Origin of the sequence: Robiginitalea aestuariiviva (assembly GCF_029537735.1) — a bacterium.
Classification (GTDB): domain Bacteria; phylum Bacteroidota; class Bacteroidia; order Flavobacteriales; family Flavobacteriaceae; genus Robiginitalea; species Robiginitalea aestuariiviva.
Window position 1 is genome coordinate 1,145,067 of the sequence record NZ_JARPUQ010000001.1, and the last position, 26,251, is coordinate 1,171,317.

At 55.8% G+C, this 26,251-nt stretch carries 21 protein-coding genes; 12 read left to right on the top strand and 9 right to left on the bottom strand.

Annotated features, from left to right (window positions below; all coding sequences use genetic code 11):
• Window positions 1-3 precede the first annotated feature (3 nt).
• Window positions 4-774 (top strand): nitrilase family protein, encoded by a 771-nt coding sequence (locus OZ410_RS05090; RefSeq protein ID WP_277706836.1) that lies wholly within the window; start codon window positions 4-6, stop codon window positions 772-774.
• Here OZ410_RS05090 and OZ410_RS05095 read toward each other — a convergent pair.
• Both OZ410_RS05095 and OZ410_RS05100 read right to left on the bottom strand, forming a co-directional pair.
• Window positions 758-2,371: an Ig-like domain-containing protein gene (locus OZ410_RS05095; RefSeq protein ID WP_277706837.1), complete on the bottom strand. Its 1,614-nt coding sequence runs from the start codon at window positions 2,369-2,371 to the stop codon at window positions 758-760. The genes OZ410_RS05090 and OZ410_RS05095 overlap by 17 nt on opposite strands.
• A 58-nt stretch (window positions 2,372-2,429) precedes the next feature.
• Window positions 2,430-2,924 (bottom strand): ComF family protein, encoded by a 495-nt coding sequence (locus OZ410_RS05100; protein ID WP_277706838.1) that lies wholly within the window; start codon window positions 2,922-2,924, stop codon window positions 2,430-2,432.
• A 253-nt stretch (window positions 2,925-3,177) separates the two neighbouring features.
• Between OZ410_RS05100 and OZ410_RS05105 the strand changes: the two genes are divergently transcribed.
• Window positions 3,178-4,074 carry a hypothetical protein gene (locus OZ410_RS05105; RefSeq protein WP_277706839.1) on the top strand — a complete coding sequence of 299 codons (897 nt, stop codon included), beginning with the start codon at window positions 3,178-3,180 and terminating at the stop codon, window positions 4,072-4,074.
• 37 nt (window positions 4,075-4,111) lie between these two features.
• The gene (locus tag OZ410_RS05110) at window positions 4,112-5,665 is read left to right on the top strand and encodes a glycine--tRNA ligase (RefSeq protein ID WP_277706840.1); all 1,554 of its coding nucleotides are present in this window, start codon (window positions 4,112-4,114) and stop codon (window positions 5,663-5,665) included.
• Here OZ410_RS05110 and OZ410_RS05115 read toward each other — a convergent pair.
• On the bottom strand, window positions 5,662-7,737 hold the full coding sequence (locus tag OZ410_RS05115; RefSeq protein WP_277706841.1) for a TonB-dependent receptor domain-containing protein: 2,076 nt from the start codon (window positions 7,735-7,737) through the stop codon (window positions 5,662-5,664). The two genes, OZ410_RS05110 and OZ410_RS05115, sit on opposite strands and share 4 nt — an antisense overlap.
• Window positions 7,738-7,845: 108 nt before the next feature.
• Here OZ410_RS05115 and OZ410_RS05120 point away from each other — a divergent pair, with 108 nt between their 5' ends.
• From OZ410_RS05120 to OZ410_RS05130, 3 genes are all read left to right on the top strand, one after another.
• Window positions 7,846-8,610, top strand: a complete 765-nt coding sequence (locus OZ410_RS05120) for an exodeoxyribonuclease III (protein ID WP_277706842.1) — start codon at window positions 7,846-7,848, stop codon at window positions 8,608-8,610.
• Between the two features lie 19 nt (window positions 8,611-8,629).
• On the top strand, window positions 8,630-9,667 hold the full coding sequence (locus OZ410_RS05125) for an NADP(H)-dependent aldo-keto reductase (protein ID WP_277706843.1): 1,038 nt from the start codon (window positions 8,630-8,632) through the stop codon (window positions 9,665-9,667).
• Window positions 9,668-9,752: 85 nt separating this feature from the next.
• Window positions 9,753-11,171 (top strand): hypothetical protein, encoded by a 1,419-nt coding sequence (locus tag OZ410_RS05130; RefSeq protein WP_277706844.1) that lies wholly within the window; start codon window positions 9,753-9,755, stop codon window positions 11,169-11,171.
• Here OZ410_RS05130 and radA read toward each other — a convergent pair.
• The 5 genes from radA to panC form a co-directional block, all read right to left on the bottom strand.
• On the bottom strand, window positions 11,168-12,526 hold the full coding sequence (gene radA, locus OZ410_RS05135; RefSeq protein WP_277706845.1) for a DNA repair protein RadA: 1,359 nt from the start codon (window positions 12,524-12,526) through the stop codon (window positions 11,168-11,170). The genes OZ410_RS05130 and radA overlap by 4 nt on opposite strands.
• A gap of 66 nt (window positions 12,527-12,592) precedes the next feature.
• Complete coding sequence (locus tag OZ410_RS05140) at window positions 12,593-13,738, bottom strand: alpha/beta hydrolase (protein WP_277706846.1); 1,146 nt, start codon at window positions 13,736-13,738, stop codon at window positions 12,593-12,595.
• Window positions 13,739-13,763: 25 nt separating this feature from the next.
• Complete coding sequence (locus tag OZ410_RS05145) at window positions 13,764-14,729, bottom strand: lysylphosphatidylglycerol synthase transmembrane domain-containing protein (protein WP_277706847.1); 966 nt, start codon at window positions 14,727-14,729, stop codon at window positions 13,764-13,766.
• A 2-nt stretch (window positions 14,730-14,731) separates the two neighbouring features.
• Window positions 14,732-15,082: an aspartate 1-decarboxylase gene (gene panD / locus OZ410_RS05150; RefSeq protein ID WP_277706848.1), complete on the bottom strand. Its 351-nt coding sequence runs from the start codon at window positions 15,080-15,082 to the stop codon at window positions 14,732-14,734.
• 13 nt (window positions 15,083-15,095) lie between these two features.
• Window positions 15,096-15,944 carry a pantoate--beta-alanine ligase gene (gene panC / locus OZ410_RS05155; RefSeq protein WP_277706849.1) on the bottom strand — a complete coding sequence of 283 codons (849 nt, stop codon included), beginning with the start codon at window positions 15,942-15,944 and terminating at the stop codon, window positions 15,096-15,098.
• Between the two features lie 102 nt (window positions 15,945-16,046).
• On the opposite strand from panC, the gene OZ410_RS05160 reads away from it, so the two are divergent.
• The 6 genes from OZ410_RS05160 to OZ410_RS05185 all read left to right on the top strand — a co-directional run bounded on the left by OZ410_RS05160 (window position 16,047) and on the right by OZ410_RS05185 (window position 25,622).
• Window positions 16,047-16,856, top strand: a complete 810-nt coding sequence (locus OZ410_RS05160; protein ID WP_277706850.1) for a glycogen/starch synthase — start codon at window positions 16,047-16,049, stop codon at window positions 16,854-16,856.
• A 6-nt stretch (window positions 16,857-16,862) separates the two neighbouring features.
• On the top strand, window positions 16,863-18,662 hold the full coding sequence (locus OZ410_RS05165) for a DUF4270 family protein (protein WP_277706851.1): 1,800 nt from the start codon (window positions 16,863-16,865) through the stop codon (window positions 18,660-18,662).
• 108 nt (window positions 18,663-18,770) lie between these two features.
• On the top strand, window positions 18,771-20,618 hold the full coding sequence (gene glmS / locus OZ410_RS05170) for a glutamine--fructose-6-phosphate transaminase (isomerizing) (RefSeq protein WP_277706852.1): 1,848 nt from the start codon (window positions 18,771-18,773) through the stop codon (window positions 20,616-20,618).
• Window positions 20,619-20,868: 250 nt separating this feature from the next.
• Complete coding sequence (locus OZ410_RS05175; protein ID WP_277706853.1) at window positions 20,869-23,652, top strand: TonB-dependent receptor; 2,784 nt, start codon at window positions 20,869-20,871, stop codon at window positions 23,650-23,652.
• Window positions 23,653-23,804: 152 nt separating this feature from the next.
• Complete coding sequence (atpD, locus tag OZ410_RS05180) at window positions 23,805-25,313, top strand: F0F1 ATP synthase subunit beta (protein WP_277706854.1); 1,509 nt, start codon at window positions 23,805-23,807, stop codon at window positions 25,311-25,313.
• 30 nt (window positions 25,314-25,343) lie between these two features.
• Window positions 25,344-25,622, top strand: coding sequence for a F0F1 ATP synthase subunit delta/epsilon (locus OZ410_RS05185; protein ID WP_277706855.1), 279 nt, complete (start codon window positions 25,344-25,346; stop codon window positions 25,620-25,622).
• Window positions 25,623-25,671: 49 nt separating this feature from the next.
• Here the strand turns inward: OZ410_RS05185 and OZ410_RS05190 are convergent, their stop codons facing one another.
• On the bottom strand, window positions 25,672-26,217 hold the full coding sequence (locus OZ410_RS05190; RefSeq protein WP_277706856.1) for a GNAT family N-acetyltransferase: 546 nt from the start codon (window positions 26,215-26,217) through the stop codon (window positions 25,672-25,674).
• Between the last annotated feature and the right edge of the window lie 34 nt (window positions 26,218-26,251).

A 26,251-nucleotide genomic window follows, 5' to 3' on the forward strand; every position in this document is an offset into this window, starting at 1 on the left:
GCCATGACCCTGGACGTTGCCCTGGTACAGTCGGAATTAAGCTGGGAGGCCCCGGAGGCCAACCGCCGGCATTTCGATGGCTTGCTGCAACCTCTGGGCCAGGGGCCGGACCTGATTGTGCTGCCCGAAATGTTCACCAGCGGCTTTACCATGCAACCCGGAAACCTGGATGCCAACGCAGGTCCCCGCACCCTGGATTGGATGGCCGAATGGGCCCGGAAGGCAGACGCTGCCGTGGCCGGCAGCCTGGTTTGGGCAGAGGGTGGCACCCACACCAACCGGATGGTGTTTATGCTGCCGGATGGCAGCTACCACAGTTACGATAAACGGCACACCTTTACCCTGGCCGGGGAAGACAAAGCCTATGCCCGGGGCAACCGGCAGGTGCTGGTGCCCTTCAGGGGTTTTGTGTTCCACCTGCAGATCTGCTACGACCTGCGCTTCCCCGTCTGGAGCCGAAACACCATGGATTACGACGCTTTGCTTTATGTGGCCAACTGGCCCGTACCCCGCATCGGGGCCTGGGATGCACTGCTCAAAGCCCGCGCCATAGAGAATATGGCCTATGCCCTGGGGGTAAACCGCACGGGCACGGATCCGAAACACCAATACTGTGGGCATTCTGCAGCTTACGATGCGTTGGGGGGGCAGCTGGCATTTCTGGAGCAGGATTCAGGGGTGCTGCGGGTAGAGCTCTCCAGGGAGCACCTGGACCAGACCCGGTCCCAGCTTCGGTTTTTGGCAGATCGGGACGCCTTTACTCCTGGATGGTAAACGTCCTGCGGTCTTCCCAGTTGGCCCGCATCTCAATGGGAGCCGGAAAATACACCACCTGTTCCGGTTGCCTTTTTTCCAGAAAACTTCCCGTATCCCAGCGTCCGTTCCCATTGGCATCCAGGATCAGCCGAAAGCGGTAAGTACCCGGTTCCAGCCAGCGGAAGACCAGTTCCTTCGGGCTGGACAGCTTTTCGGTGCGTACCAACCGGTCCCGGTCGTCCGTGAGCTCGGCCACTACGGGGTAGGTTACGGCACCTTGCAAGGTCATCCGCAGGGTCCCGTAATCTGCCGGGGAGCCTATGCTCCAACGGTTGCTGAGGCTGTCGTTGGTACCCCCGAAGAAATCCGTGACGGCGCCGGGATACAATTCCAGGGAATAAGTGCGATTAGCCTGCTTTTCAAAATCCAGGTATACCCTGCGGCCCAGGCTGTCGGCCCTGAGGGCGAAAGGTACGGGCAGGGTATCCTGATCCACCATCCGGAAGCGGGAGGTGTCCACCGCCGCCAGGGGCAGGGTCGATTCCAGGTACACCGAATCGACAGGCACCAGGTTGCGCCCGGGCACCCAGGAGAGGCGCAGGGTGTCCGGTTGGGAAGAAATGGGCTTGACCGTTACGGTATCGCGGCGGCCTTCCCTCAGGGGGTCCTGCAACACAAAGAGCAGGGAATCTGCCTCAAAAGGGGTAATCCAAAGGTTCAGGCTGTCTTTGCCGCGTTCCCGGGCCACATGGGTACGAACGGAGTCCGGCAGGGGCGTAATACGTTCCAGCAGGGGTGCACGGCCCCCCGTAAATCCAAAGACAATGTGGTTGGACGCCACAAAGGAGGGTTTGCGGATGCCATAGTCCGGAATTTCCCGGAAGAGGCGGAGCACATAGGTAGAATCTGTGGGCAGGGTAATGGTGTCCGCCACAAACCCGATCTTGTCCGCATTCGGGGTGAAGGTGTTGTCTTTACCCTCGTCCTGAATGGCTACCAGGCGGTAGCGGCCTGCCTTCAGATTATTCAGCTGGAAGATGACCGCACTGTCCAGGGTATTGGTCAGGTAATAGGGCGGCTCCTGGTAGATGGTCGAATCCGTATAGGCACTGTCAATTTCGTAGAGCATCACGCTAATGAAAGGGTCCGGGCTGCGCTTGAAGCCATCTGCCACGGCGCCAATCAGGCTCAGGGAATCCAGGTATTCCCCGGTGGAAAATACATAGGTGAGCAGGGGGTAGGGGTTACCTTCGTTATGGTCCACCACGCTCTGTCCGAAATTAAAGGTGTAGGTGGTGTTTTCCCGCAGCGTATCCTTGATATCGATCTGGATGACCTTGCTGGCCCCGCCCATGGGGGTAATCAGGGGCGGCGTTTTCATGGGGGGCGAGATGATCAGCTGGTTCTGTACATCCTGCAGGCGCACGTATTCGTCAAAGTAGAGGCGGATGCGGGTGCTCTGAAAACCCGTGGTACCGTTGGCCGGTTCGGCCCGCAGCAGTACGGGCGGTGTTTCGTCCTTCGGGCCACCGCTGGGAGACCCCCGCCTCCCGCACTGGAACAGGGCTGCCAACAGGAAAAAGGCAAAGGCCGCGGCGGTCAATTTTCGGAGCATTTTCATAGGCATATCTACCGGTCCCACAAAGAAACGACAAATTGCACAGAACGGGAAACTAAGGGACCACCGCAACGGTAGCGATCAGCACCTCTTTGCCGACCACCGCTTCCAGGGCCTGGCAGCAGGCCCGCAGGGTAGCCCCGGTGGTGATTACATCGTCTACCAGCAGGATGCGGCACCCCTCAAGGCGTTGCGGGTTTCTGACCCGGAATGTATTGCGGCTCCCTTCCCAGCGCCCGGCCCGGTCCCTGTGGGTCTGGGTATGGGAAAACCGGCTCCGCACCAACAGTCGCTCCGAGGTTTGGGCCCCCAGTTTTTCGGCCACAACCCGAGCCATGCCCGTACACTGGTTGTAGCCCCGCTTCAGGCGACGTCTCCAGTGCAGGGGAACGGGAAGGACCCAATCTACATTTCCCGTATCGGGGTCCCTCAGAAGGGTTTCGCCCAGCCAGGCGCCCAGGGTAACGCCCAGACCCTCCCGACCCTTGTATTTGAGGCCGTGGACCAGGTGCTGCACCAGCCCCCCATTTTCGTAATGGAGCAGGGCCATGGCATGAGAAACCTCCTTTTCCCCGTAAAACCGGAGGGTTGCGGCATTTTCAAGCCCAAAGCGGTATTCGGTGATCGGCAATTCATGCCGACAAAATGCACAGATATGGGATTCTCCCCGATATAAGTGGGCATTACATCCAAAACAAAGCTTGGGAAGCAGCAGGGTGTTGAGGTCATTTAGTATTTTTACCACCTTACATGTACACTGATCGATTTTTAACACCGTTTATCTGGCTCGCAGGTTATCCGAGATGAATATTCAGGAATCCAAGTTCAATTACAAGATCATCTTTGCCGCGCTAATTGCGGTCATTGTAGGCATCCTGATTGCATTCTACTACAGTTATGCACAGTCCCAGACCGAGATTTCCTATCTGGAGGACGAACGGGAACTGCTGATGAAGGACCTGACCCTTATGCGCACAGAGGTAGACCGCCTCTCTGCCCTGAATGAGGTGAACGAGATTGAACTGGAAGACAGCCGCAGCCGGGTACAGCAACTTTTGGATTCCGTAGGCCAGCTCAACTACGACATCAACAAGCTGCGCGAATATCGGAAGGAACTCCGCAAGCTGGAATCACGTTTCGACAGCCTGAAATTGCGCAACAACTACCTGCAGTACAACAACGGCATCCTGGCCAACCGTTACGACGAAGCCCGGCAGTTGCTTGACGAACTCCGCGGCCGCAGCACTTCCCTGGCAGAAGCCGAGGCCCTGCTGCGCGAAAAGAACCGGGAGCTGAGCATGGAATTGCGGCGCAAGAGCTACCTGAAGCTGGACGGCCCGGAAGGTAGCGGGTTCCGCCTCCGGAACGAGCGCCCCATACGGACCAACAAGGCCTCTACCATCGAAAAACTCCGCGGCTGCGTCACCGTACTGGGCAACCCCAGTGCCGGCAGCGAGGAAAAGGTGCTCTACCTCCAATTCCTGGGCCCGAACATGCAGGTTATCGAAGACAATGCCAATGTGGTTTCCGTAAATGGCAATATCTACAGCAAGCGAACCGAAATGCTATATCTGGGCGAGCAGATGAAAATCTGCGACTTTATTTCCGTGCCTGAAGGATCCCTGCAGCCGGGCATTTACACCCTGAATGTGTTTGAAGACGAAAAGCTGCTGGCCACTACGGAATTTCAGCTGAAATAATCCCTTCCCTTTTACCCTGAATTTCTATTTTTGCCCAATGGCAAATCAAGAAGACGATTTCAGGAAAGTAGTCTCCCATGCCAAGGAGTATGGGTACGTAGTGCAGTCCAGCGAGATTTACGACGGGCTGAGTGCCGTTTACGACTACGCGCAGAACGGGGCCGAACTCAAGAAGAATATTCGGGAATACTGGTGGCAGGCCATGGTACAACTCCACGAGAATATTGTGGGGATCGATGCGGCCATCTTTATGCACCCGACCACCTGGAAGGCATCCGGGCACGTAGATGCCTTCAACGACCCGCTGATTGACAATAAGGATTCCAAAAAGCGCTACCGGGCAGATGTGCTGGTAGAGGATTATGTGGCCAAGATCGAGGCCAAGATAGAAAAGGAGGTGGCCAAGGCTGCCAAACGTTTCGGCGACGCTTTCGATCAGGAACAATTTGAAAACACCAATCCCCGTGTGCTGAGGTACAAGGAGCAAAGCCAGACCATCCTGAAACGCCTGGCGCGTTCCCTGGAACAGGAAGACCTGGCCGATGTGAAGGCCCTGATCGAGGAACTGGAAATTGCATGCCCGCTTTCGGGTTCCCGTAACTGGACGGACGTAAAGCAATTCAACCTGATGTTTGGCACCAAACTGGGGGCCAGTGCAGACTCGGCCATGGACCTGTACCTGCGCCCGGAAACCGCCCAGGGAATTTTTGTAAACTTCCTGAATGTCCAGAAAACCGGGCGTATGAAAATCCCGTTCGGGATCGCACAGATCGGGAAGGCTTTCCGCAACGAGATCGTAGCCCGGCAGTTTATCTTTCGCATGCGTGAATTCGAGCAGATGGAGATGCAGTTCTTTATCCGCCCCGGGCAGCAGAAGGAGTGGTATGACTACTGGAAGGAGGCGCGTATGAAGTGGCACCTATCCCTGGGAATGGGCCCGGAGAATTACCGTTTCCACGACCATGAAAAACTGGCCCACTACGCCGATGCGGCCGCCGATATCGAATTTCGTTTCCCCTTTGGCTTTAAGGAATTGGAGGGTATCCACTCCCGTACGGATTTTGACCTGGGGAGCCATGAAAAATATTCAGGCAAGAAATTGCAGTATTTCGATCCGGAACTGGAAGAGCATTACGTGCCATACGTAGTGGAAACCTCCATTGGCCTGGACCGGATGTTCCTGGCGGTCTTTTCCCACGCCCTGCAGGAAGAGCAGCTGGAAGACGGCAGTTCCCGCACGGTGCTTCGCCTCCCGGCCGTACTGGCCCCCACCAAGGCGGCTATCCTGCCCCTGATCAAAAGGGACGGCCTGCCGGAACTGGCCCATGAAATCGTAGACCTGCTCAAATGGGATTTCAACGTGCAATATGACGAAAAGGACGCCGTAGGCCGGCGCTACCGGCGTCAGGATGCTGCGGGTACCCCGTTCTGCATTACGGTGGACCACCAGTCCCTGGAAGACCGCACCGTTACCCTGCGCTATCGCGATTCCATGGAACAGCAGCGGGTGTCCATCGATGCCCTGGCCGGGCATATCCATCAGGAGGTGGATATGAAGGTATGGCTCCGCCGGATGGAGCAGCCGGCTTAAAGGGTGTAGGACAAAACCGCCCCAACATAGTAATTTCGCGCGTTGCCGGGGTAGAAGTACCGCGGTTCCGCACCCCCAAAGCTCCCTGCGTTAATCAGGACGGAAGAGGCGTACCGGGTATTCAGCAGATTATTTACCCCTAGTTGCAGGCCCGCTGTAAAACGGCGGGATACGCTATGGCGGTACCCCCATTGCATGCTCACCAACTGGTAGGCATCGCTGTAGATGGAGGCATCGTCCCGAAGGGGGATGGCATCCACATACTGGTAGGTGGTGTTCCAGTACAGGCCGGAGGTGCCCTGTACCCGCAGCCCGGCATAGACGCGGTTTTTTGGCACCCCTGTAAGCGGGTTGCCGGAATAATCGTCATCCCCGTCCACAAATTCCCGGAATCGGTGCGCGCTTAAGGTATAGGAGGCGTAAGGGGCCACCACCCAACCGCGCCAATAAAATCGGTATTCCCCGCTCAGTTCAAGGCCCCTGTGGCGGGTGCGGCCCGCATTGCGGCCTATATACTGGTCTTCCCCCACCCGCTGGGCCACCAGCAGGTCGCGGATGTCCATCTGGTAGAGGGCAGCGGCCAGGGACAGGCGCCCATCCAGGGCCTCCAGGTGCCCGCCAAGTTCGTAGTTCATCCCATTTTCCTGGGCTATCTCGGGATTCACCACCCCGTCCGGATTCAGGGATTCTTCCAGGGAGGGGTTGCTGAACCCCCTGCTGGCATTGAGGTAGAGAAAAGAGCCGTTTTTTCCGTCGTAACGGAGGTCCAGGCTGGGAAGCCAAATCGGGTCGAAGGCCCGCAAACCAGATTGGTCTTCTGCCCCCGCGCCCTGCAGATCGCGGTAATCGTAACGGGTGTGGTTTACCGAAAGCCCCGCCTGTACCGAAAGGCGCTGGGTAAGGGGCCAGCGCAGGTTGCCAAATACAAAATACTGGTTGCGGAATTCCTTGTTGCGGCTCAGGCGGTCGCCCTGCAGACTGCCATTGCCATTGTTCTGCTGGTACAGGTTTTCGTAGGTGCTCCAGGTATACTGGTCCTGGTAGAGTTCCCCGCCCCAGGTAGCCAGGGCTTGCCCACCAGGGGTGTCCCATTGCAGGCGAAAGATACTGCGCAGGCCATAGCCCAGGGTGAATTCATCCAGGATATTAAAGGGCCTGGGTTCGTAGTGGTCCAGGTAGGAGAAAAACACGCTGGTAGTGTTTTCGAGGCCGCCGCCCAGGTCCAGGCGGTTGGCCAGCCCCAGCAAGCTGTATTTATTGTCTTCATACCCTTTGGCCTGAGCCCAGGTAAAGGCCGCCTGGGTGGGGTCCTCCTCAAAGGCGGTACGGCTGATCGAACTGGGGATTTCCGCCCGGCATTCAATATAGTTGGCCAGCACCTCCAGGCTGTGGTTGTCCGAAAGGGAGACCTGGGTCCCGAAGAGGAATCCGTCCCGGTCAAAGGCGTTGTTTTGCCGGTACCCCTGGGTAGTGAGGTGGTTGTACCGCACTTCGGCGCTCAGGGTACTATCCCGGTGTTCCAGCCCAAGGTTGGTTTTGAACATGCCGTAAGAGCCCACCGTGCTGCGGTTGCGCATGGAGGTACCCCTGGGCCCTGCCTGGTCGGTCTGCAGCAGGAGGGCACCCCCCAGGGCTGCCCCATAGGCGCCGGATTTAGGGCCCTTTACTACGCGAAGCGAATGCATGTTTTCCAGGTCGAAGGCTTCCAGGGTGGAAGACCCCGTACCGTTGGTCACGGGGATGTCGTTGTAATACATCCGCAATTTGTCCGTGCCGTATGGGGTGCGGGCACCCACCCCCCGGATGGTAATTCGGTTGGTATTCAGGGCCCCGGAAAGCATGTAAAGCCCGGGCACCTGGTTCAGGGTGCCCGCGAAGTCCACTGGGTTCTGCAGGCGTATGGCCTGCGGGGTAAGTACCTCGGAAGGGGTGAGGCCCAGGGGAGAGGCTGTATCGTTTTCCAGCTTCAGGACCACTTCTTCCAGGTCAATGATACTGTCTTGCGGGGTTTGCTGCCCCAAAAGGCCCGAGGTTCCTGCCAGCAAAAGACAGGTCCATAGTAGTGACTTCATATTCCGGGGGTTGGTGGCCCCAAAGATACCGCATAATTGCATTAGGAGAAGGCCGGGGGTTTCAGGGCTGCCCGCAAAGGGCTATTTTTGCACCGAAATCGGATCGATTTGAAAATTGCCTCCTACAATGTGAACGGAATACGGGCTGCCCTGCGCAAGGGCTTTTTGACCTGGTTGCAGCAAGCAGATCCCGATGTGATCTGCCTGCAGGAAATCAAGGCGCAGGAAGACCAGCTGGAACTGGAGGTCTTTGAAAAGGCCGGATATCCATATCATTACTGGTATCCCGCCCAGAAGAAAGGTTACAGCGGGGTGGCCATCCTCTCCAAGCAGCGGCCGGACCATGTGGAATACGGCACCGGGATTGCGTACATGGACTTTGAGGGCCGGAACCTGCGGGCAGATTTCGGAGGCGTCTCCGTAATGAGCCTGTACCTGCCTTCCGGGACCAACATCGCCAGGCTGGAGCACAAACTCCAATACATGGCAGATTTCCAGCAATACGTGGATGCCTTGCGTCAGGAGAGGCCCGAATTGGTGGTCCTGGGCGATTTCAACATTTGCCACCGCCCCATAGATATACACGACCCCGTGCGCAATAAAAACGTCTCCGGCTTCCTGCCCGTAGAGCGGGAATGGATCGGGAATTTTATCGATAGCGGCTTCATTGACAGCTTCCGGCATTTTAACCCGAACCCCCACCAGTACACCTGGTGGACCTACCGCGCCAATGCCCGGGCCAACAACAAGGGCTGGCGCCTGGATTACGGGATGGTAAGCGCGCCTCTGGAACCGCACCTTAAACGCTCTGTTATCCTTTCTGAGGCCAAGCACAGCGACCATTGCCCCATCCTTTTGGAACTCAGCGAATAACATTTAAACCAACTCCTGTATGCAATACACTACCCTCCCGAACACCGACATCCGCGTGAGTAAGATCTGCCTGGGCACCATGACCTGGGGCCGGCAGAATACCGAAGCCGAAGGCCATGAGCAGATGGATTATGCCGCGGAACAGGGCATCAACTTTTTCGACACGGCGGAGCTCTATCCAATTCCCGCCCATTCGGATTACCACTCCCTCACGGAGGCCTACATCGGGAACTGGTTTAAAAAAACAGGGAAACGCCAGGACATTGTACTGGCTACCAAAATTGCTGGGAAGGCTCCTTTTACCAAATTTATCCGGAACACAGGCTTTAGCCCGGATTCCATAGTGGAGGCTGTGGAAGGCAGCCTCAGGCGTTTGCAAACGGACTATATAGACCTCTACCAGTTGCATTGGCCGGAGCGGCAGACCAACTTTTTCGGAAAGCGGGGCTATGTGCATTCCGCTTCGGACCACTGGCAGGACAACATCCACCAGGTGCTCGAAACCCTTTCCCGACTCATCCAGGAGGGAAAAATCCGGCAGGTGGGCCTTTCTAATGAAAGCCCCTGGGGAACCATGCGGTTCCTGGAGGAAGCCAAGGTACATGACTTGCCGCGCATGATCACCATCCAGAACCCGTACAGCCTGCTCAACCGCTTGTTTGAAGTCGGCCTCTCGGAAATCGCACACCGCTCCAAAATCGGGTTGCTGGCGTATTCTCCCCTGGGCTTTGGGGTGCTAAGCGGAAAGTACCTTGGGGGGCAAAAGCCAGAAAAGGCCCGGGTAACCCTTTTCCCGAATTACAGCCGTTACAGCGGGGAAACTGCGGTTAAGGCCACAGAGGCCTACAAGGCCATTGCAGACCGGCACGGGCTAAGCCTGGCGCAGATGTCCCTGGCGTATGTCAACACCCGCCCTTTCCTGACCAGCAACATTATCGGGGCCACCAGTATGGAGCAACTCCGGGAGAATATCGACAGCATCCATGTGGAGCTGACCCCGGAAATTCTGGAGGAAATCGAAGGGGTACACGAGCGGTACCCCAACCCGGCGCCTTAATGGCTAAGCCATAGAGACCCTTCCCTCATTCCCGGTGGTTTAACCAAAAAGGACGCCGTAAACTGGTGTTCTAAAACCACTGGATATGAAAACCTTCCAAATTTTTCTCTGGTCTTTGATCGGGTTGTCGACCCAGGTTCGGGCCCAGGAGTTTAACGTGTTTGAAAACGGGTTGATTTATTCGCCCCCTGCGGTCGCCGAGTTGCGTGAACTTATTGCTGAAAAGGATGCGGCATTCCGAAAATGTGACCTGAACAAGACCTTTCGGTCAAGGTCTCAGACAACGGGGTATTTCATTCCAATCGAAAATGCCAGGCTGGAACACTTTCGGCTGCCGGCGGAAACGTTGTCCCTCCAGGCCTTCCTGGATAGCCTTGGGCAGGAACCTCCCAAGCAGGAGCACTTTGTCCTGACTGAAAACGTGGAATACAGGGGCAAAAATCATACACGGATATACCGAAGCCTGAAAGAGACCAGTTTCTATCTGGGTAACAGGGACTTTCAGAAGCAACGGGGCCAACGTTGGATTGGGGTCCCGGGCGGGGTCCTATACCTGGATGCGCCTTTCGTTGCAGCGGAATTGCCGGAGCGGTATGCCCGGTATCTGATGTACAGCGAATGTATGGTAGACACTACGGCGACGGTCCTGTTGGAGGATGCCCGCCGAAGCAATGGATTCGAACGAAACATGGCCTGGGAAGGCCTGGAGCGTTACATCAACCGGAAATTCGGCAAACGCGCACCCAAGTTTCCGGAAGAAGGAAGTGACCAGGCCTATAATACCTATAATGCGAACCTGTCCAAATGGCAGCAGGAGCGGGAACTTTATGTGGCGGACACCTGCAGCCGAACCTCCGCTTTTAAGGTGCAATTACAGAAGGCCCTGGACGAGGCACGCCTTTCCGGGAATTCCAACGGGAATCTGGAAATGTATGTAGCCCGCTATATTTCGCTCCTGCAGGCCCTGGAACTCAAACGCCGCCGCCGCGTTGTTGGTATGTGCAGTCAGGACAATAGTCCCAGGGTGCACGCCATGCAAATTGCCCAACTGGCTGCGGAATCCAGGCAGTGGGATATTTTCCTGCGTTCGCACCTGGATATCATGAACGACCGAATGGACCGTATGTCTGATGGGAGCTACGCTTACGATGCCCGTTTAACCTATTTGAAGGAACTCGAGGCCTTGCAGATCGATGTGCCTGAACTGATGTACGGCATTAGCCTGCGAACGGAGAACCCTTCAAGGAATCACTATTTCGGGACCATCTGGCGTGTGGGAAGGGCGTTGTCCGAAAGCAGTATTGCGCCGGAAATTAAGCGGGAACTTCTGGAGATTGTTGCGGACGACTCCCTGGACTATTTCAACCGGTTATTGATGTATTATCTGTACGCCAACATGATATATTATGCAGATCCAGGCAAGGACAAAAAGGAATATGAAGCGGCCGAAGGCCAGGGGCTGAAACTTTTACCGGAATACATGCAGGCCTGGAAACGGTCTTAGCTGAATAAGGAACGCATCAGGTCTTCCACCTTCCCAACCCCCACAATCTGGATCCCGCCTTTGGGTTTGCCCCTTTTGGCATGGGAAGAAATATAGATGCGTGAAAACCCGAGTTTTTCGGCTTCGCCAATGCGGGCGTCTATGCGGGGTACGGGTCGGATCTCCCCGGCAAGGCCCACTTCGCCGGCAAAACAGTAATCCCGGGGTACGGGGATGTCTGCCGTACTGGAGAGGATGGCGGCAAGCACGGCCAGGTCAATGGCAGGGTCGTCCACCTGTATGCCGCCGGTAATATTCAAAAACACGTCTTTGGCAGCCAGCTTAAACCCCGCCCGCTTTTCCAGCACCGCCAGCAGCATGTTCAGGCGGCGGGGGGCAAACCCGGTGGCGGACCGCTGGGGGGTGCCGTACACCGCGGTACTGACCAGGGCCTGGATTTCGATCAATAAGGGGCGCACCCCTTCTACGGTGGCCGAAATGGCCGTGCCGCTCAGGGCTTCGCTGCCTCTGGAAATCAGGATGTCCGAAGGGTTGGCTACGGGGTGCAGCCCATCCCCCTTCATTTCGTAAATGCCCAGCTCCGAGGTAGAGCCAAAGCGATTTTTAAGCCCCCGGATAATCCGGAACATGTGGTTGCGGTCCCCTTCAAACTGCAGCACCGTGTCTACCATGTGCTCCAGGATTTTGGGCCCGGCAATACTGCCGTCCTTGGTGATGTGCCCAATCAAAACCACCGGGATGTTCGAAACCTTGGCATATTTGATGAGCTCTGCCGTGCACTCCCGGATCTGGGAGATGCTCCCGGCCCCGGCTTCCAGGTAATCCGAGTGGAGGGTCTGGATACTGTCTACCACCACCAGGTTGGGTTCCAGGCTTTCGATATGCTTGAAGATGCGGCTGGTATTCGTCTCCGTCAGGATGTAACAGGCATCGGACCCGGGGGCAATACGCTGTGCCCGCATGGCAATCTGCCGCTGGCTTTCCTCCCCGGAGACGTATAGGGTTTTAAAAGGCTGCTTCAGGGCCAGTTGCAGCATCAGGGTGCTTTTCCCGATGCCGGGTTCCCCGCCCAGCAGGGTGAGGGAGCCGGGCACCAGCCCGCCCCCGAGTACCCGGTCCAGTTCCGGGTCGCCCAGCGGGATGCGCATCTCCGCTTCGGCCCGGATTTCGCCCACGGGGAGCGGTTTGGAAGCTTTCGGTCCGCCCTGCCCGCTTTTCCATCCGGCGGGGGATTCCTTTTCGAGTACCTCCTCCACAATGGTATTCCAGGCTTTGCAGGCGTTGCATTGCCCTTGCCATTTGGCATACTGGGCGCCACATTGCTGGCAGAAAAAAGCTGTTTTGGTTTTGGCCATGCCGGGTCCTTCTTTGGGTTAAAGATAGACCGGGCAGCCGGAACTCACAACATGTACGGGAAGGGCTTAGAACCCGAAATCCGCTTTCAGGGCATCCATTTTTTCCAGTGCCATTTCCTTGGTGAGGAAGTCGATTTCTTCCATGCCAAAGGCTTTTTCAAAGGTGCGGAGGGCCTTTTTGGGTTCCCCCATCTGCTCGTAGTATTCGGCTTCGAAATAAAACCCGAGCATGGTATCCGGGAAGGCTTCCTTGCAGAGGTCCGAAAGGGGCTTCAGGGATTCCGTGTCTTCCTTTTTGCGGCACCCGGCATAGATGGCCAGGATATCGTCCAGTTCCACCCGCTTGCGGAAGCCGAACAGGTCCTCGATGGTAGCGTATTTGTTTTCCAGATAGTTAAAAACAGGTTCGTCCGAAGTCAGGATTTTTTCCCGGTATTCCGTGGGGCTGATCGGCTTGAAAAGGGAAAAGGTGCGGTCCCAGGCCTTGCCGATCCCATAGGCGCCGATGGCGTTTTCATCGGCCTCCGGGTACAGGTCGTAGTAATAGTGGAGCCCGTCCCGGTTTATTTGCCGGATTTGGGCATCCAGGGCGTTAAAGCGCTGCAGGTCCGGCCCGGGCCGTCCGTCTGCGATCAGGTGGTAGAAGATCTGCTGCTCCAGGTCCGCCAGGCGTTGCGGGATGCGGGATTCCATTTCCGGTGCCAGTAAAGGGGAAATACTGATGAAGGCATTGAACAGGCTCCGCTCTTTGAACAGGTAGTAGTTCCCGAAGTTGGCGGTAATGTCGTACCCTATTATCATTTTAAAGGGCGCCACATTGTATGCGCTCACCATATAGGGGACAATCTCCAGGCCAATGAATTCAAAGAAGCCCTTCCCCTTGTCCGAGGGTAATCCGGTGTCTTCCTCGAAGGCGCAATCGTACCAGCGCAATTCGTCTTTTTCCTGGTGAATGCCCACAATGAGGGCTTCGGGCATACCCTGGTATTTGCTGTGGTAGCGCGAAGCTGCCACCACCTGGTGGAACAGGCGTTCGGCATCCAGGACCACCACCAGGGGGTATTGCTTTTCCGGGGTGTAGTTTTCGGGGATGTAATAGGTTACATCGCGCCGTTCCTGCAATTTGAAGGACTCGAAGATTTCTTGTTTTACCTGGGCCGAAAGGGGCATCAGGCTGGCTGCGGTAAGCAGGGCCGAAAGGAGACGTTTCATGGGATTGGTTTCTGCGGGGAGGCCGTTATTTGGCCCTGTTCCATAACGGCAGCAGCAGGAAAGATATTGCACCGAAGAAGAAGACCATCAGGGTCTGGGCAATCCACATAATCCACCCAAAGGCATCCCCGGAGACGGTACTGATCCCGAAAAGGGCCAGGGCCTGGCTAACGGCAATGGGGTAGAGGCCCAGCCCGCCCGGGGTGGCGGTCATGGCGAAGGCGCCGGCTACAAAGGCAACCAGGAGTTCGCCTGTATTTAAGGGCACGGTTTCGGGCACGGTGTATTTGATCACCCAGAACATACCGAAATAGGCCGTCCAGATAAAGAGGGTGTGGCCCAGAAAGGCCCATTTGCGTCGGATTTTAAAAATGCTCAACACGCCTTCCAGCAAACCCCGTACAAACCCGCGTACCTTGTTGGCAAGGGGGTGGGAAGAGCGGCGCAGGAAGGCCCGCAGCACAAAAAGGCCGCCTACCCCGCAAACCAGCAGCACAATGCTGCCGGTTAGGCCCAGCCCCTGTTCGGAGAGGAACCCCAGGATAATGTCCGTTTGCGCCGCCAGGGTAATCAGGATTACCAGCAGCAGCATAATGAGGTCTACAATGCGCTCCGTAACGATGGTCCCGAAACCTTTCTGGAAGGGTACGTCTTCGTAGGTGGCCAGGGCAGTGGCCCTTAGGAATTCCCCGGACCTGGGAATGCCCAGATTGGCCAGGTAGGCGATCAGGATGATCAGGATGTTGTTCCGCAATTTGGGCCGGTACCCCATGGGCTCCAGCAGGTAATTCCACCGGATGGCCCGGCTCACGTGGCTCAGGATGCCGATCAGGACGGATATGCCCACCCAGAACAGGTTGGCTTCCCGGATATACCGCACAATCTCGCTGCGGTCTTCCGGGGAGGTCATCTGGTAGGAATAACCGATCAGGAAGAGTCCCAGGGCAATGGGCAGGAGAATCTTCAGCGCTCTTTTCAGGCGGGGGCTCAAGGTCAGTTCAGGAGGTTGGTGGCTTCGTTGGGGAATACCAGGGCCGGGTTGAAGTTACGGGCTTCCTCCACTGCCATCCAGGCATAGGTGATCAGGATCAGAATATCCCCTACAGCCACTTTGCGGGCAGCAGCCCCGTTCAGGGTAAGCTCTCCGCTGCCCCGGGGGCCGGGGATGGCATAGGTTTCCAGGCGCTCGCCGTTGTTGTTGTTCACGATCTGCACCTTTTCGCCAGGAATGATATTCGCGGCGTCCATCAGGTCTTCATCGATGGTAATGGAGCCGATATAATTCAGGTCGGCGCCGGTTACCTTTACGCGGTGAATCTTGGACTTGACTACTTCAATTTGCATGGGGCAAAGATACTTAATTCAGGGCGATGTTGTCGATCAGCCGTACCCCGCCCAGATAGGCGGCGGCAAAGGCCCGGTACTTTTTTCCGGCTTGCTTGCGGCTTACCGGCTTCAGGGTCCGGGCATCTGCGATCTCGATGTATTCCAGGCTGAAATCCGGATGGTCGGCAAATTGCGCCCTCACATATTCCTTTACTTTCATAGCACTTTTCGTGCCAAATAAAGCCCTGGCAGCCTGCAGGGTGGCATACAGGAATGGGGCCTGCTGCCGCAGGGGTCCGGGCAGGCGGGTATTGCGGGAACTCATGGCCAGCCCGTCCGCTTCGCGGACGATGGGGCAGGGTATAATTTCCACCGGGATTTCCCGGGTTTCCACCAGTTTGCGGATGATCTGCAGTTGCTGGTAATCCTTTTCCCCGAAGTAGGCGCGGTCCGGGCCTACCAGGCGAAGCAGGGTCTCCACAATGGTGCCTACCCCGTCAAAGTGCCCTTGCCGATGGGCGCCTTCCATCACGCGGTCCAGGCCGTCGAAGTCATAACGGTCTGCATCCACCCGCTCCGGGTACATTTCCGAGATGTCCGGGGCAAATACGGCGAGCCCCGGGTCTACCTTCCCAAGAGCTTCCATATCTGCCTCCAGGGTACGCGGGTATTTCGCCAGGTCTTCGGCCTTGTCGAATTGAGTGGGATTAATAAAGATGCTTACGATAACCGATTGGTTTTCAGCCAATGCACGTCTAACCAGCTCCAGGTGGCCCCGATGCAGGGCCCCCATGGTGGGCACCAGCCCGAGTGTCCCGCCGTCCCGGCGCGCTTCCCGGGTAAATTCCCGGAGTTCGGATTTGGTTTTCAACAGTCGCATATGGCCCATAAACAGCGTGCAAACTTACTATAATTACAGGTATTCTTCATAATTTTTGTACTTTTGCACCTGCGTTGCCTCGCGAATCAAACACCACCCTCTATGAATGGTAAAAAGATATTGTTTGTATCTTCAGAATTAGTACCCTACTTACCCGAAAACGAGGTTTCCCTGATGTCTTATGAAGCACCCCGGATGGTCAACAGCAAAGGCGGCCAGATCCGGATCTTTATGCCGCGTTACGGGAACATCAACGAGCGCAGGCATCAACTGCACGAGGTGATCCGGCTTTCGGGTATGAACCTGGTGATCAACGATATGGACCAGCCCCTGATCATCAAGGTGGCTTCCATTCCCAAGGAGCGTATCCAGGTGTACTTTATCGACAACGAAGAATACTTTAAACGCAAGGCCACTTTTGCCGATGAGAACGGAGCCCTTTTTCCGGATAACGACGAACGGGCTATCTTCTTTGCCAAAGGCGTGGTGGAAACCGTAAAAAAACTCAACTGGTCCCCGGACATCATCCATGTGCACGGATGGATGGCCTCCCTGCTTCCGCTGTACCTTCGGGAGTACTATGCGGACGAACCCCTTTTTGCGGACAGTAAAATTGTCCTTTCCGTGTACGGCCGCGGGTTCGAAGGGGAACTAAACCCGGAACTTTCCGATAAAATAGCCTTCGACAACCTTCCTGAACCCCAGGTGGACACCCTGAAGGCCCCGTCCTACAATAATTTGTTAAAAATAGCCATAGATTATTCGGACGCCGTTATCTTAGCCGCCGACGATATCCCGCAGGATTTGGGGGATTACATCGCAAAGGTCGATAAACCGGTATTGCCCTACGTGCCCCTCCAGGAATTTGAGGAAGCGTATGCCGAGTTCTATAATACCGAAGTGCTAAACTAAGCGGATATGAAACGATTGCTTTACCCTGCCCTTGCGGGGTTCTGCCTCTTGCTTGTTGCGGTTTCCTGCCAGGAAGACCCGCTTACCCTGGGCCAGGGTGTCATTCAGGGGGAGCCCTTCGGAACCGGCAAAGTGAACTACGACGTCTTTGCCTATAACCGCAAAATCGATGCGGTGCCCACTAACCGCCTGCCCGTTTACCAGTTGGGAGTCTATAACAACCCCATTTACGGCCGTACCGAAGGCCGGATCACCGCCCAGCTTAACCTGGCCAACAACCAGGGGAACCCAGCTTTTGGGGTGTATTCCCAGTTGCGGGAAAACACCGATGCGGATGCCATTGCCGAAAATGAAACCCTGACTTCCGTTCAGCTGTACCTGCCCTATTTTATCGATGGGAACGAAGATTCAGACCTGGATGGGGTAATCGACAGCCAGGAACCGGGATTTGAAGACGACCCCAACAACGACTCCGACGGGGACGGACTTACCAACAACCAGGAGCGGATTGCCGGGACGGACCCCCTGAACGCCGATACGGACGGGGATGGGATAGACGACGGGGAAGACACCCTCACCCCAAGCAATATCTTCCCGAAAAAAAGGGAGCTTGACAGCATTTACGGGGATCGCGAACAAACCTTTACCCTGAAAGTGGAACGCTCTACCTATTTCCTGAACGATCTGGACCCGAATACCGGCTATCAGGAACCTGAGCTGAATTTCTCCAACCTGGAGATCAGCCCCGCTTTTGTGTCGGACGTTTTGTTTGAAGGGCCGGTCACTATTTCGGATACGGAGATCCTGACCTTTGAAGAGGACGACCCCGACACCGAGGCAGACGAGTCCCAAACGGTGGACGACCGCAGATCCCCCGGGATCCTGGTAGACCTGGACCCGCAATTTTTCCAGGAAAATTTCCTGGATAAGGAAGGGGAGCCCGAACTGCTGAGCAACGAGAACTTCCATGACTTTATCCGCGGGCTGCACCTGAGCCTGACCCCGGAGAGCGGAAAGGACCTGATGATTCTCCTGGACCTGACCCAGGCCCGGGTAACCCTGCAGTACGAGTACGATGTCAAAGACCAGGAAGAACGCGCGTCTTCCCAGTATGAATTCCTCCTGCTTTCCGGCGGGGGCAATTCCGAGATTCGGGGAAATGCAGTCAACACCTTAATCGAAGAAGCTTATCCCGCTGAGGTGGCCGACGAGATAGGCACTGATCAAAATGTATCCCGCATTTACCTTAAAGGCGGGAGCGGCACCTATGCCGAACTGGAACTGGATGGGAGTGAGATGATCAATCGCCTGCAGCAGGAAAACTGGCTGATCAATGCGGCCTACCTGGTGTTTTATGTAGACCGGGACGCCCAGGCCCAGGCGGGTAACCCTGTGGCGCCGCCCCGGTTGTATGTGTACAATGCCGAAACCAACCAGCCTTTGTACAACCCCCTGACGGAGACCAATACGGCCAATAGCGCTTCCGGGGCCTACCTGAATTATGACGGGTTTATACAAACTGATGGTGGGGCTGCAGACCGGTATTCGGTGAATATTACCGAGCACATCAACAACATTGTAATCCGGGATTCCGCGAATGCCCGCCTGGGGCTGATGATCACCCCGGACCTGCGCCTGGATGGCACTTCGCGTTTAAAGGTGCCGGGTGCAGAAGGCCCGGAAAAGGTTATGCCCGTTAGTAGTTCGCTGAGCCCCCTGGGTACGGTACTCATCGGCAGTAACGTAGATGCGGCCGACCCGCGCCGGCTGCGTCTGGAGATCCATTACACCGAGCTGAACCCCTGAAACTGCGCCTCGCAGAAATTTTAAGCCATTCATCCGGCAAATGCGATGCCCCCTTCCGGGATGTTGTAGCTTTAATCCTATCTTTGGACTCGAAAATTACGTATTGCTATGTGTGGTATCGTTGGATATATTGGCCATAGGGAGGCCTATCCCATAATCGTTAAGGGCTTGCAACGCCTGGAATACCGGGGCTATGACAGTGCGGGCATCGCACTGTACGACGGCACCGGCATTCAGGTGTCCCGTACTCCCGGGAAGGTAGACGACCTGAGGGCCAAGGCCGGGGCGGAATTGGGCCTGGACGGTTTTATCGGCATAGGGCATACCCGTTGGGCAACCCACGGAGAGCCCAATGAACGCAATGCCCACCCCCACACCTCTAACTCCGGGGACCTGGTCATCATCCACAACGGCATTATCGAGAATTACGAAGCCATCAAAAAGGAGCTTACCCAACGGGGGTATGTATTCCATTCCGATACAGATACCGAGGTTCTGGTGAACCTGATCGAGGAGGTCAAGAAGAAGGAAAATGTCAAGCTGGGCAAGGCCGTTCAGATCGCCCTGAACCAGGTGGTTGGCGCCTATGCGATTGCCGTTTTTGACCGGACCAAACCGGATGAGATTGTGGTGGCCAAACTGGGCTCGCCCCTGGCCATCGGGATTGGGAAGGACGAGTTCTTTATCGCCTCGGATGCCTCCCCCTTTATCGAATACACCAACAATGCCGTGTACCTGGAAGACGAGGAAATGGCTATTGTAAGACGGGGCAAGGAAATCAAGCTCCGCAAGATCAAGGACGATGCCATTGCCTACCCGGCCGTGCAGGAGCTGCAGCTGAATCTGGAGGCCATTGAGAAGGGCGGATACGAGCACTTCATGCTGAAAGAGATTTACGAACAACCCCACGCCATCAAGGACACCTTCCGGGGACGGATCCGGGTAGACCAGGGCCTGATTAAAATGGCCGGGATTGACCAGAACCTGGAACGTTTCCGCAATGCGAACCGCATCATTATTGTAGCCTGCGGGACCTCCTGGCACGCGGGGCTGGTGGCCGAATACATCTTTGAAGACCTGGCGCGCATCCCGGTGGAGGTGGAATACGCCTCGGAGTTCCGTTACCGCAACCCGGTCATTACCGACAAGGATGTGCTGATTGCCATTTCCCAGTCCGGTGAAACGGCGGATACCCTGGCCGCCATTAAACTGGCCAAATCCAAGGGAGCCTTTGTTTTCGGGATTTGCAACGTGGTAGGGTCTTCCATAGCCCGGGAAACCGACGCTGGGGCCTATACCCACGCCGGGCCGGAAATCGGGGTGGCTTCCACCAAGGCATTTACCACCCAGATTACGGTACTTACCCTGCTGGCCCTGAAACTGGCCAAGGAGAACGGTACCCTTTCGGAATCCCGTTATTACGAACTACTCACCGAGATTGAGGCCATACCCGAAAAGGTAGAGCGGGTGCTGGAAACTAACCCGGCCGTGGAACTTATTGCCGAGGCCTACAAGGATTCCACCAACTGCCTGTACCTGGGCCGGGGCTATAATTTCCCGGTGGCCCTGGAGGGCGCTTTGAAGCTCAAGGAAATCAGTTATATCCATGCCGAGGGCTACCCGGCGGCAGAAATGAAACACGGCCCCATTGCCCTTATTGACGAGCACATGCCGGTGATTGTGATTGCTACCCGCAAGGGGCACTACGAGAAGGTAGTGAGCAACATCCAGGAGATCAAATCCCGCAAGGGCAAGATCATTGCCGTGGTAACCGAAGGTGACGAGCAGGTTTGCGATTTGGCAGATCATGTGGTGGAAATCCCGGAGACCTCCGAATGCCTTTCCCCCTTGCTGACCACCATCCCCCTGCAGCTTTTGTCTTACCATATCGCGGTGATGCGGGGATGCAATGTGGACCAGCCCAGAAACCTCGCCAAATCCGTAACGGTAGAGTAAAAGTTGCCATACCGGTAAGGACATCCCTTCCAGGTTCCGGAGGCTCCGGGTTTAGGGCGGGTTTTACACGGGCTGATTCGCAGCCTAAAACAGGGCCGTAACTCCCATTTATTGCGGTATTTACAGGAAAAGCAGGATAATATTCCGGACTTGGATGTTATGCGTGCATAATTTTGTGAAATTATGATAACGCATCTGAAAAAATTGGTATCTTGCCTTTCAACCGAATAAAGCAAACTAAGCAAAGCACATGAGAACACTACTTCTTTCATTTATGCTCCTGGCTGGTGCCGGATTGTTCGCCCAGACCAGTGTTTCCGGGATGGTAACCGATGCAAACGGAGAACCGGTGCCCGGCGCTAATATCGTAGTGGTAGGGACCAGCGTAGGGACCACCGCAGATTTTGACGGTAACTTTACCCTGGAGACTACCCAGGCCCCCCCCTTCCAGATCCGGGTTACCAGTATCGGGTATTCCGAAGCTATGGCAGATGTTACGGCCAACGGGCAAACCCTTAATATTACCCTCCAGGAGGCACAGACCTTCCTGGACGAGGTGGTGATTTCGGCTTCCCGGACTCCTGAGCGGGTTTTTGAATCGCCCGTATCTGTCGAGCGCTTTGGTTTAAAGCAAATTGCAAAAACACCTGCCCCTTCCTTTTATGACGGTTTGCAAAACCTGAAAGGGGTCGATATCAATACGAACAGTTTAACCTTTCAATCCGTAAACACTCGGGGCTTTGCCACCTTTGCCAACACCCGGTTTCTGCAACTTGTTGATGGGATGGATAACACTGCCCCCGGCCTAAACTTCGTGCTCGGAAACCTGGTGGGGATGTCCGAACTGGAGGTGCAGAGTGTTGAGATCCTGCCCGGTGCTTCCTCCGCCCTCTATGGGGCCGGCGCCTTTAACGGGATTCTGTTTATGACCAGTAAAAACCCCTTCGATTACCAGGGGATCAGCGCTTATTTTAAAACTGGGATTACTTCCCAGGAGGCTGCCGGGGACAATGAATACTACGATTTCGGTATCCGGGCCGCCCACGCCTTCAGCGACAAGCTGGCTGTAAAAGCGAATTTCTCCTTCCTGCAAGGGGAGGACTGGCACGCCAACAGTGTTGTTGACCTTGCCAACCCGGGAGCAGATCGGACCAACCCGAATTACAATGGCCTGAACGTGTATGGGGACGAGGTAAGTACCTTGCTGAACTTTGATGCCGCAGCCGGGCTGCCCTCCGGAACGGTAGGGTCTGCCAGGGTTTCCCGTACCGGATATGACGAAGGAGACCTGCTCAATTACAATGCGCAGAGTGTTAAAACCGATTTCTCCGTGCATTACCGCCCCTGGGGCAATGATTTTGAAATCATCTATAATGGCCGCGTAGGTCGGGGAAATACCATTTATCAGGGTGCCAACCGGTATGCGATCCGGGATTTTATCCTGCAGCAGCACCGGGTGGAAATCCGAAACGACAACTTCTTTATCCGGGCCTATGAAACGTCCGAAAACGCTGGAAATTCTTATGATACGCGTTTTGCGGCCATTAACATCAACCGGCGCTGGAAGTCCGATGTGGATTGGTTTACGGACTATGCCAGGACCTTCATCGGGGCACGCCTCGGGGTGGGAACCGGTGTGCAACTGGATGAAGCTACTGCTCACGCTGTGGCACGGCAGGCGGCAGACCAGGGCCGTTACCTCCCTGGCACCCCCCAGTTTGAAAATGCCCTTCGGGCCGTATCCCAGGACGGAAATTTCGAGACCGGGGCTAAATTCATCGATAACACCAAATTCCGTCACGTAAACGGGAATTACAATTTCAGCCACCTGACCTCAGAAGTGGCCGACATCCAGGTTGGAGGCTCTTTCCGGGAGTACATATTGAATTCCAGCGGTACTATTTTCACAGATACAGATGGCCCTATTTCCTATAATGAATATGGCGCATACATCCAGGCGCAGCGGAAATTCTGGGATGAGCGCATCAAAGCAACAGTTTCCGCCCGCTACGACAAGAATGAATTCTTCGACGGCTTCTGGTCCCCCAGGGCTTCCCTGCTTGCAACCCTGGGCCCTGAAAAGAACCATAACCTTCGGGTATCCGTTCAGCAGGGCTTCCGGAACCCCACCACCCAGGACTTGTTTATCGGTCTGAATGCCGGTGCTGCGATACTTGTAGGTTCTGCACCCGACAACCTGGACCGGGATGTGCGCCAGTTCGATTTAAGCACCAGTGGACAGGCCATTACCGGGAATGAGCGGGCCACGGTAGTAGGCCGGGCTGCTTATGAAAATGCATTCTCCCTGTCTTCCGTACAGGCAGGCGCACCAACAGCCGCGTTGACGGACCTGGTAAAGCCCGAGGAAATTACAGCCTACGAAGCCGGGTACCGCGGAAAAATCGGCAGTGTATCCCTGGATATCAGTGGATATTACAACCGCTATAAGAATTTCATTGCCAATACCCTGGTGCTCGTACCCCTCTATGGGGATACCGGTACTCCGGGTGCTGCTATTGGAACGGCGGAAGGCCCCGACCAGTTGGCACTTGCTGCCCTGCAGAATGGTGATGTTGAGGTGTACCAGAATTACACGAATTCCCCTGTGGATGTAACCTCCTGGGGCGTGAATGCCGGGGTGGATATTCGGCTGCCTGGCGGTTTTGATCTGGGAGCGAACTACGCCTATATCGAACAGGATTTCGATGAAACGGCCAATCCGGATTTCCGGACGCAGTTTAACGCCCCGAACCATAAGGTTAAGGCCTCCTTTGGGCATACAGAGCTCTTTAAGAATTTCGGATTCAATGTAAATTATCGCTGGTCTGATGAGTACCTGTGGCAAAATACCTTTGCGGATGGCATCATCGATTCCTACAGTGTGCTGGATGCGCAGGTAAACTATAATGTGCCTTCCATCAAGTCCGTATTCAAGGCGGGCGGCTCCAACATCCTGGGCGATGAGTATTTCTCTGCAGTAGGTACCGGGGCCGTGGGATCCATTTTCTACGTCTCCTGGACCGTGAATCCGTAAGGCTTGCGGATAACGTTTTTAAAGCGCCGGATTTCCGGCGCTTTTTTTGTGTCAAAATCCGGGGTAATCCATTCGGAATTAGAATGGAAAACCCTATCTTTGCAGCCGAAAAAACAGAGCCAAATTTCTCTAGTTCGCTTAAAAATAAAATAATGGCAAATCAATCAGGTAAAATTTCCCAGATCATCGGACCGGTTATTGACGTAGCGTTTCCCTCCGGATCTGAACTCCCCAAGATTTACGATTCTCTGGAAGTAAAACGCCCGGATGGATCCGTTCTGGTACTGGAAGTACAATCCCACATCGGTGAGAATGCCGTTCGTGCCATTTCCATGGACTCCACCGACGGCCTTGGCCGCGGGACTGAAGTTGCCCAGACCGGTGCAGCCATTCAGATGCCCATCGGAGACGCGGTATACGGCCGCCTGTTCAACGTGATCGGGGATGCCATTGACGGCCTTGGCAACCTGCCCAAAGCTGGTGCCGACGGCCTGCCCATCCACCGGGAAGCCCCTAAATTCGAAGACCTTTCCACCTCTACGGAAGTACTCTTTACGGGGATTAAGGTTATCGACCTGATTGAGCCTTATGCCAAAGGGGGAAAGATCGGACTCTTCGGGGGAGCAGGGGTTGGAAAAACCGTACTGATCCAGGAGCTGATCAACAACATTGCCAAAGGACACGGGGGACTTTCCGTATTCGCAGGGGTAGGGGAACGTACCCGTGAAGGGAACGACCTGCTGCGCGAGATGCTGGAATCCGGTATTATCAAGTACGGTGACGACTTCCTGCACTCCATGGAAGAAGGCGGTTGGGACCTGAGCAAGGTAGACAAGAAAGCCATGAAGGAATCCAAAGCTACCTTTGTGTTCGGACAGATGAACGAGCCTCCGGGAGCCCGTGCCCGTGTGGCCCTTTCCGGACTGACCATTGCCGAGTACTTCCGCGACGGTGCCGGAGACGGACAGGGGAAAGACGTACTCTTCTTCGTGGATAACATCTTCCGTTTCACCCAGGCCGGTTCTGAAGTATCCGCCCTGCTGGGCCGGATGCCTTCTGCGGTAGGTTACCAGCCCACCCTGGCTACCGAGATGGGGGCCATGCAGGAGCGTATTACCTCTACCAAGAAAGGCTCCATTACTTCCGTACAGGCGGTTTACGTACCTGCGGATGACCTTACCGACCCGGCACCGGCAACCACCTTTGCCCACCTGGATGCCACTACGGTACTCTCCCGGAAAATTGCCGAGCTGGGGATTTACCCTGCGGTAGACCCGCTGGATTCCACTTCCCGTATCCTTACCCCCGAGATCCTCGGGAAAGAGCACTACGGATGTGCCCAGCGCGTTAAGGAGCTGCTGCAGCGCTATAAAGAGCTTCAGGATATCATCGCCATCCTGGGGATGGAGGAACTTTCCGAAGAAGACAAACTGGCCGTGGCCCGTGCCCGCCGGGTACAGCGTTTCCTGTCCCAGCCCTTCCACGTGGCCGAACAGTTTACCGGTATCCCCGGGGTCTTCGTAGACATCAAGGACACCATTAAAGGGTTCAACATGATCATGGACGGAGAGCTGGATCACCTGCCGGAATCTGCCTTCAACCTGAAAGGGACCATCGAGGAGGCTATTGAAGCCGGAGAAAAAATGCTGGCGGAAGCCTAGGAAAGTCCTCAACCCTAAAAAGCAAGCTTTATGTACCTAGAAATCGTTTCGCCGGAAGCCACCTTGTTCTCAGGGGAAGTTACCTCGGTAACTGTACCCGGGATCAACGGGGAATTCCAGATGCTGCAGGACCACGCGCCCATCGTATCCCTCCTCCAGGCCGGACAGGTAAAGTTTACCGGCCAGGTAGAAATTGCGGAAGAATACGCAGACCGGTTCACCAGGTCTGCGGACGGAAAAACCGCGCTGCCTATCCGTAGCGGGACCATAGAGCTTCAGAATAACAAGGTGATCGTACTGGCCGATTAGTCACAACGATTCCATCATACAGCAACCCCGGTATTCCACCGGGGTTTTTTTATGGCCAGATGACCACGTGCCAGAGGGTGTCCCCTTCCTGGTGTACGGCGAGTTCCCGAAAGCCGATGGCCAGGTGCGCTCCCAGGGAATGCCGGTTGGCATCGGACACCTCAGTGATCAGAGGGAGGGGGGCGCACTGCTGCTTCAGGCATGCGTACATGGCTCGGAAAACCCCGGTCCCCCGGGCTTCCCTGGCCACGCAAACCTGTCCCATAACCCGGTACGCTTTCGGGGCATTTATCTGCTCCCGGATACAGGCAAACATGGGCCCCAGGGCAGGCACCTGGTCCTGGAGGTCCGGGTGGAGGCAAAGGGCATAGCCCACCACGCGGTTGTCCCATAAGGCCACCACCTGAGGACAAGCCTCCTGCATGAGTTGCAACAAGGGCAGGGAATGGGTCAGGGTCACAAAACCTTCCTGCCGTTCTTCCTCCGGCGGGAGGGTGCCTTTCAGGTTGATGCGCTGCAGGGCAAGGATTTGCTCAAGCTCCCCGGAAGACCGGGCCGGACGGTACTGAACCTCCGCAGGATTCAAGGACTTCATAGGCCATAAATATAGCCGATTCAAGGGGGATATG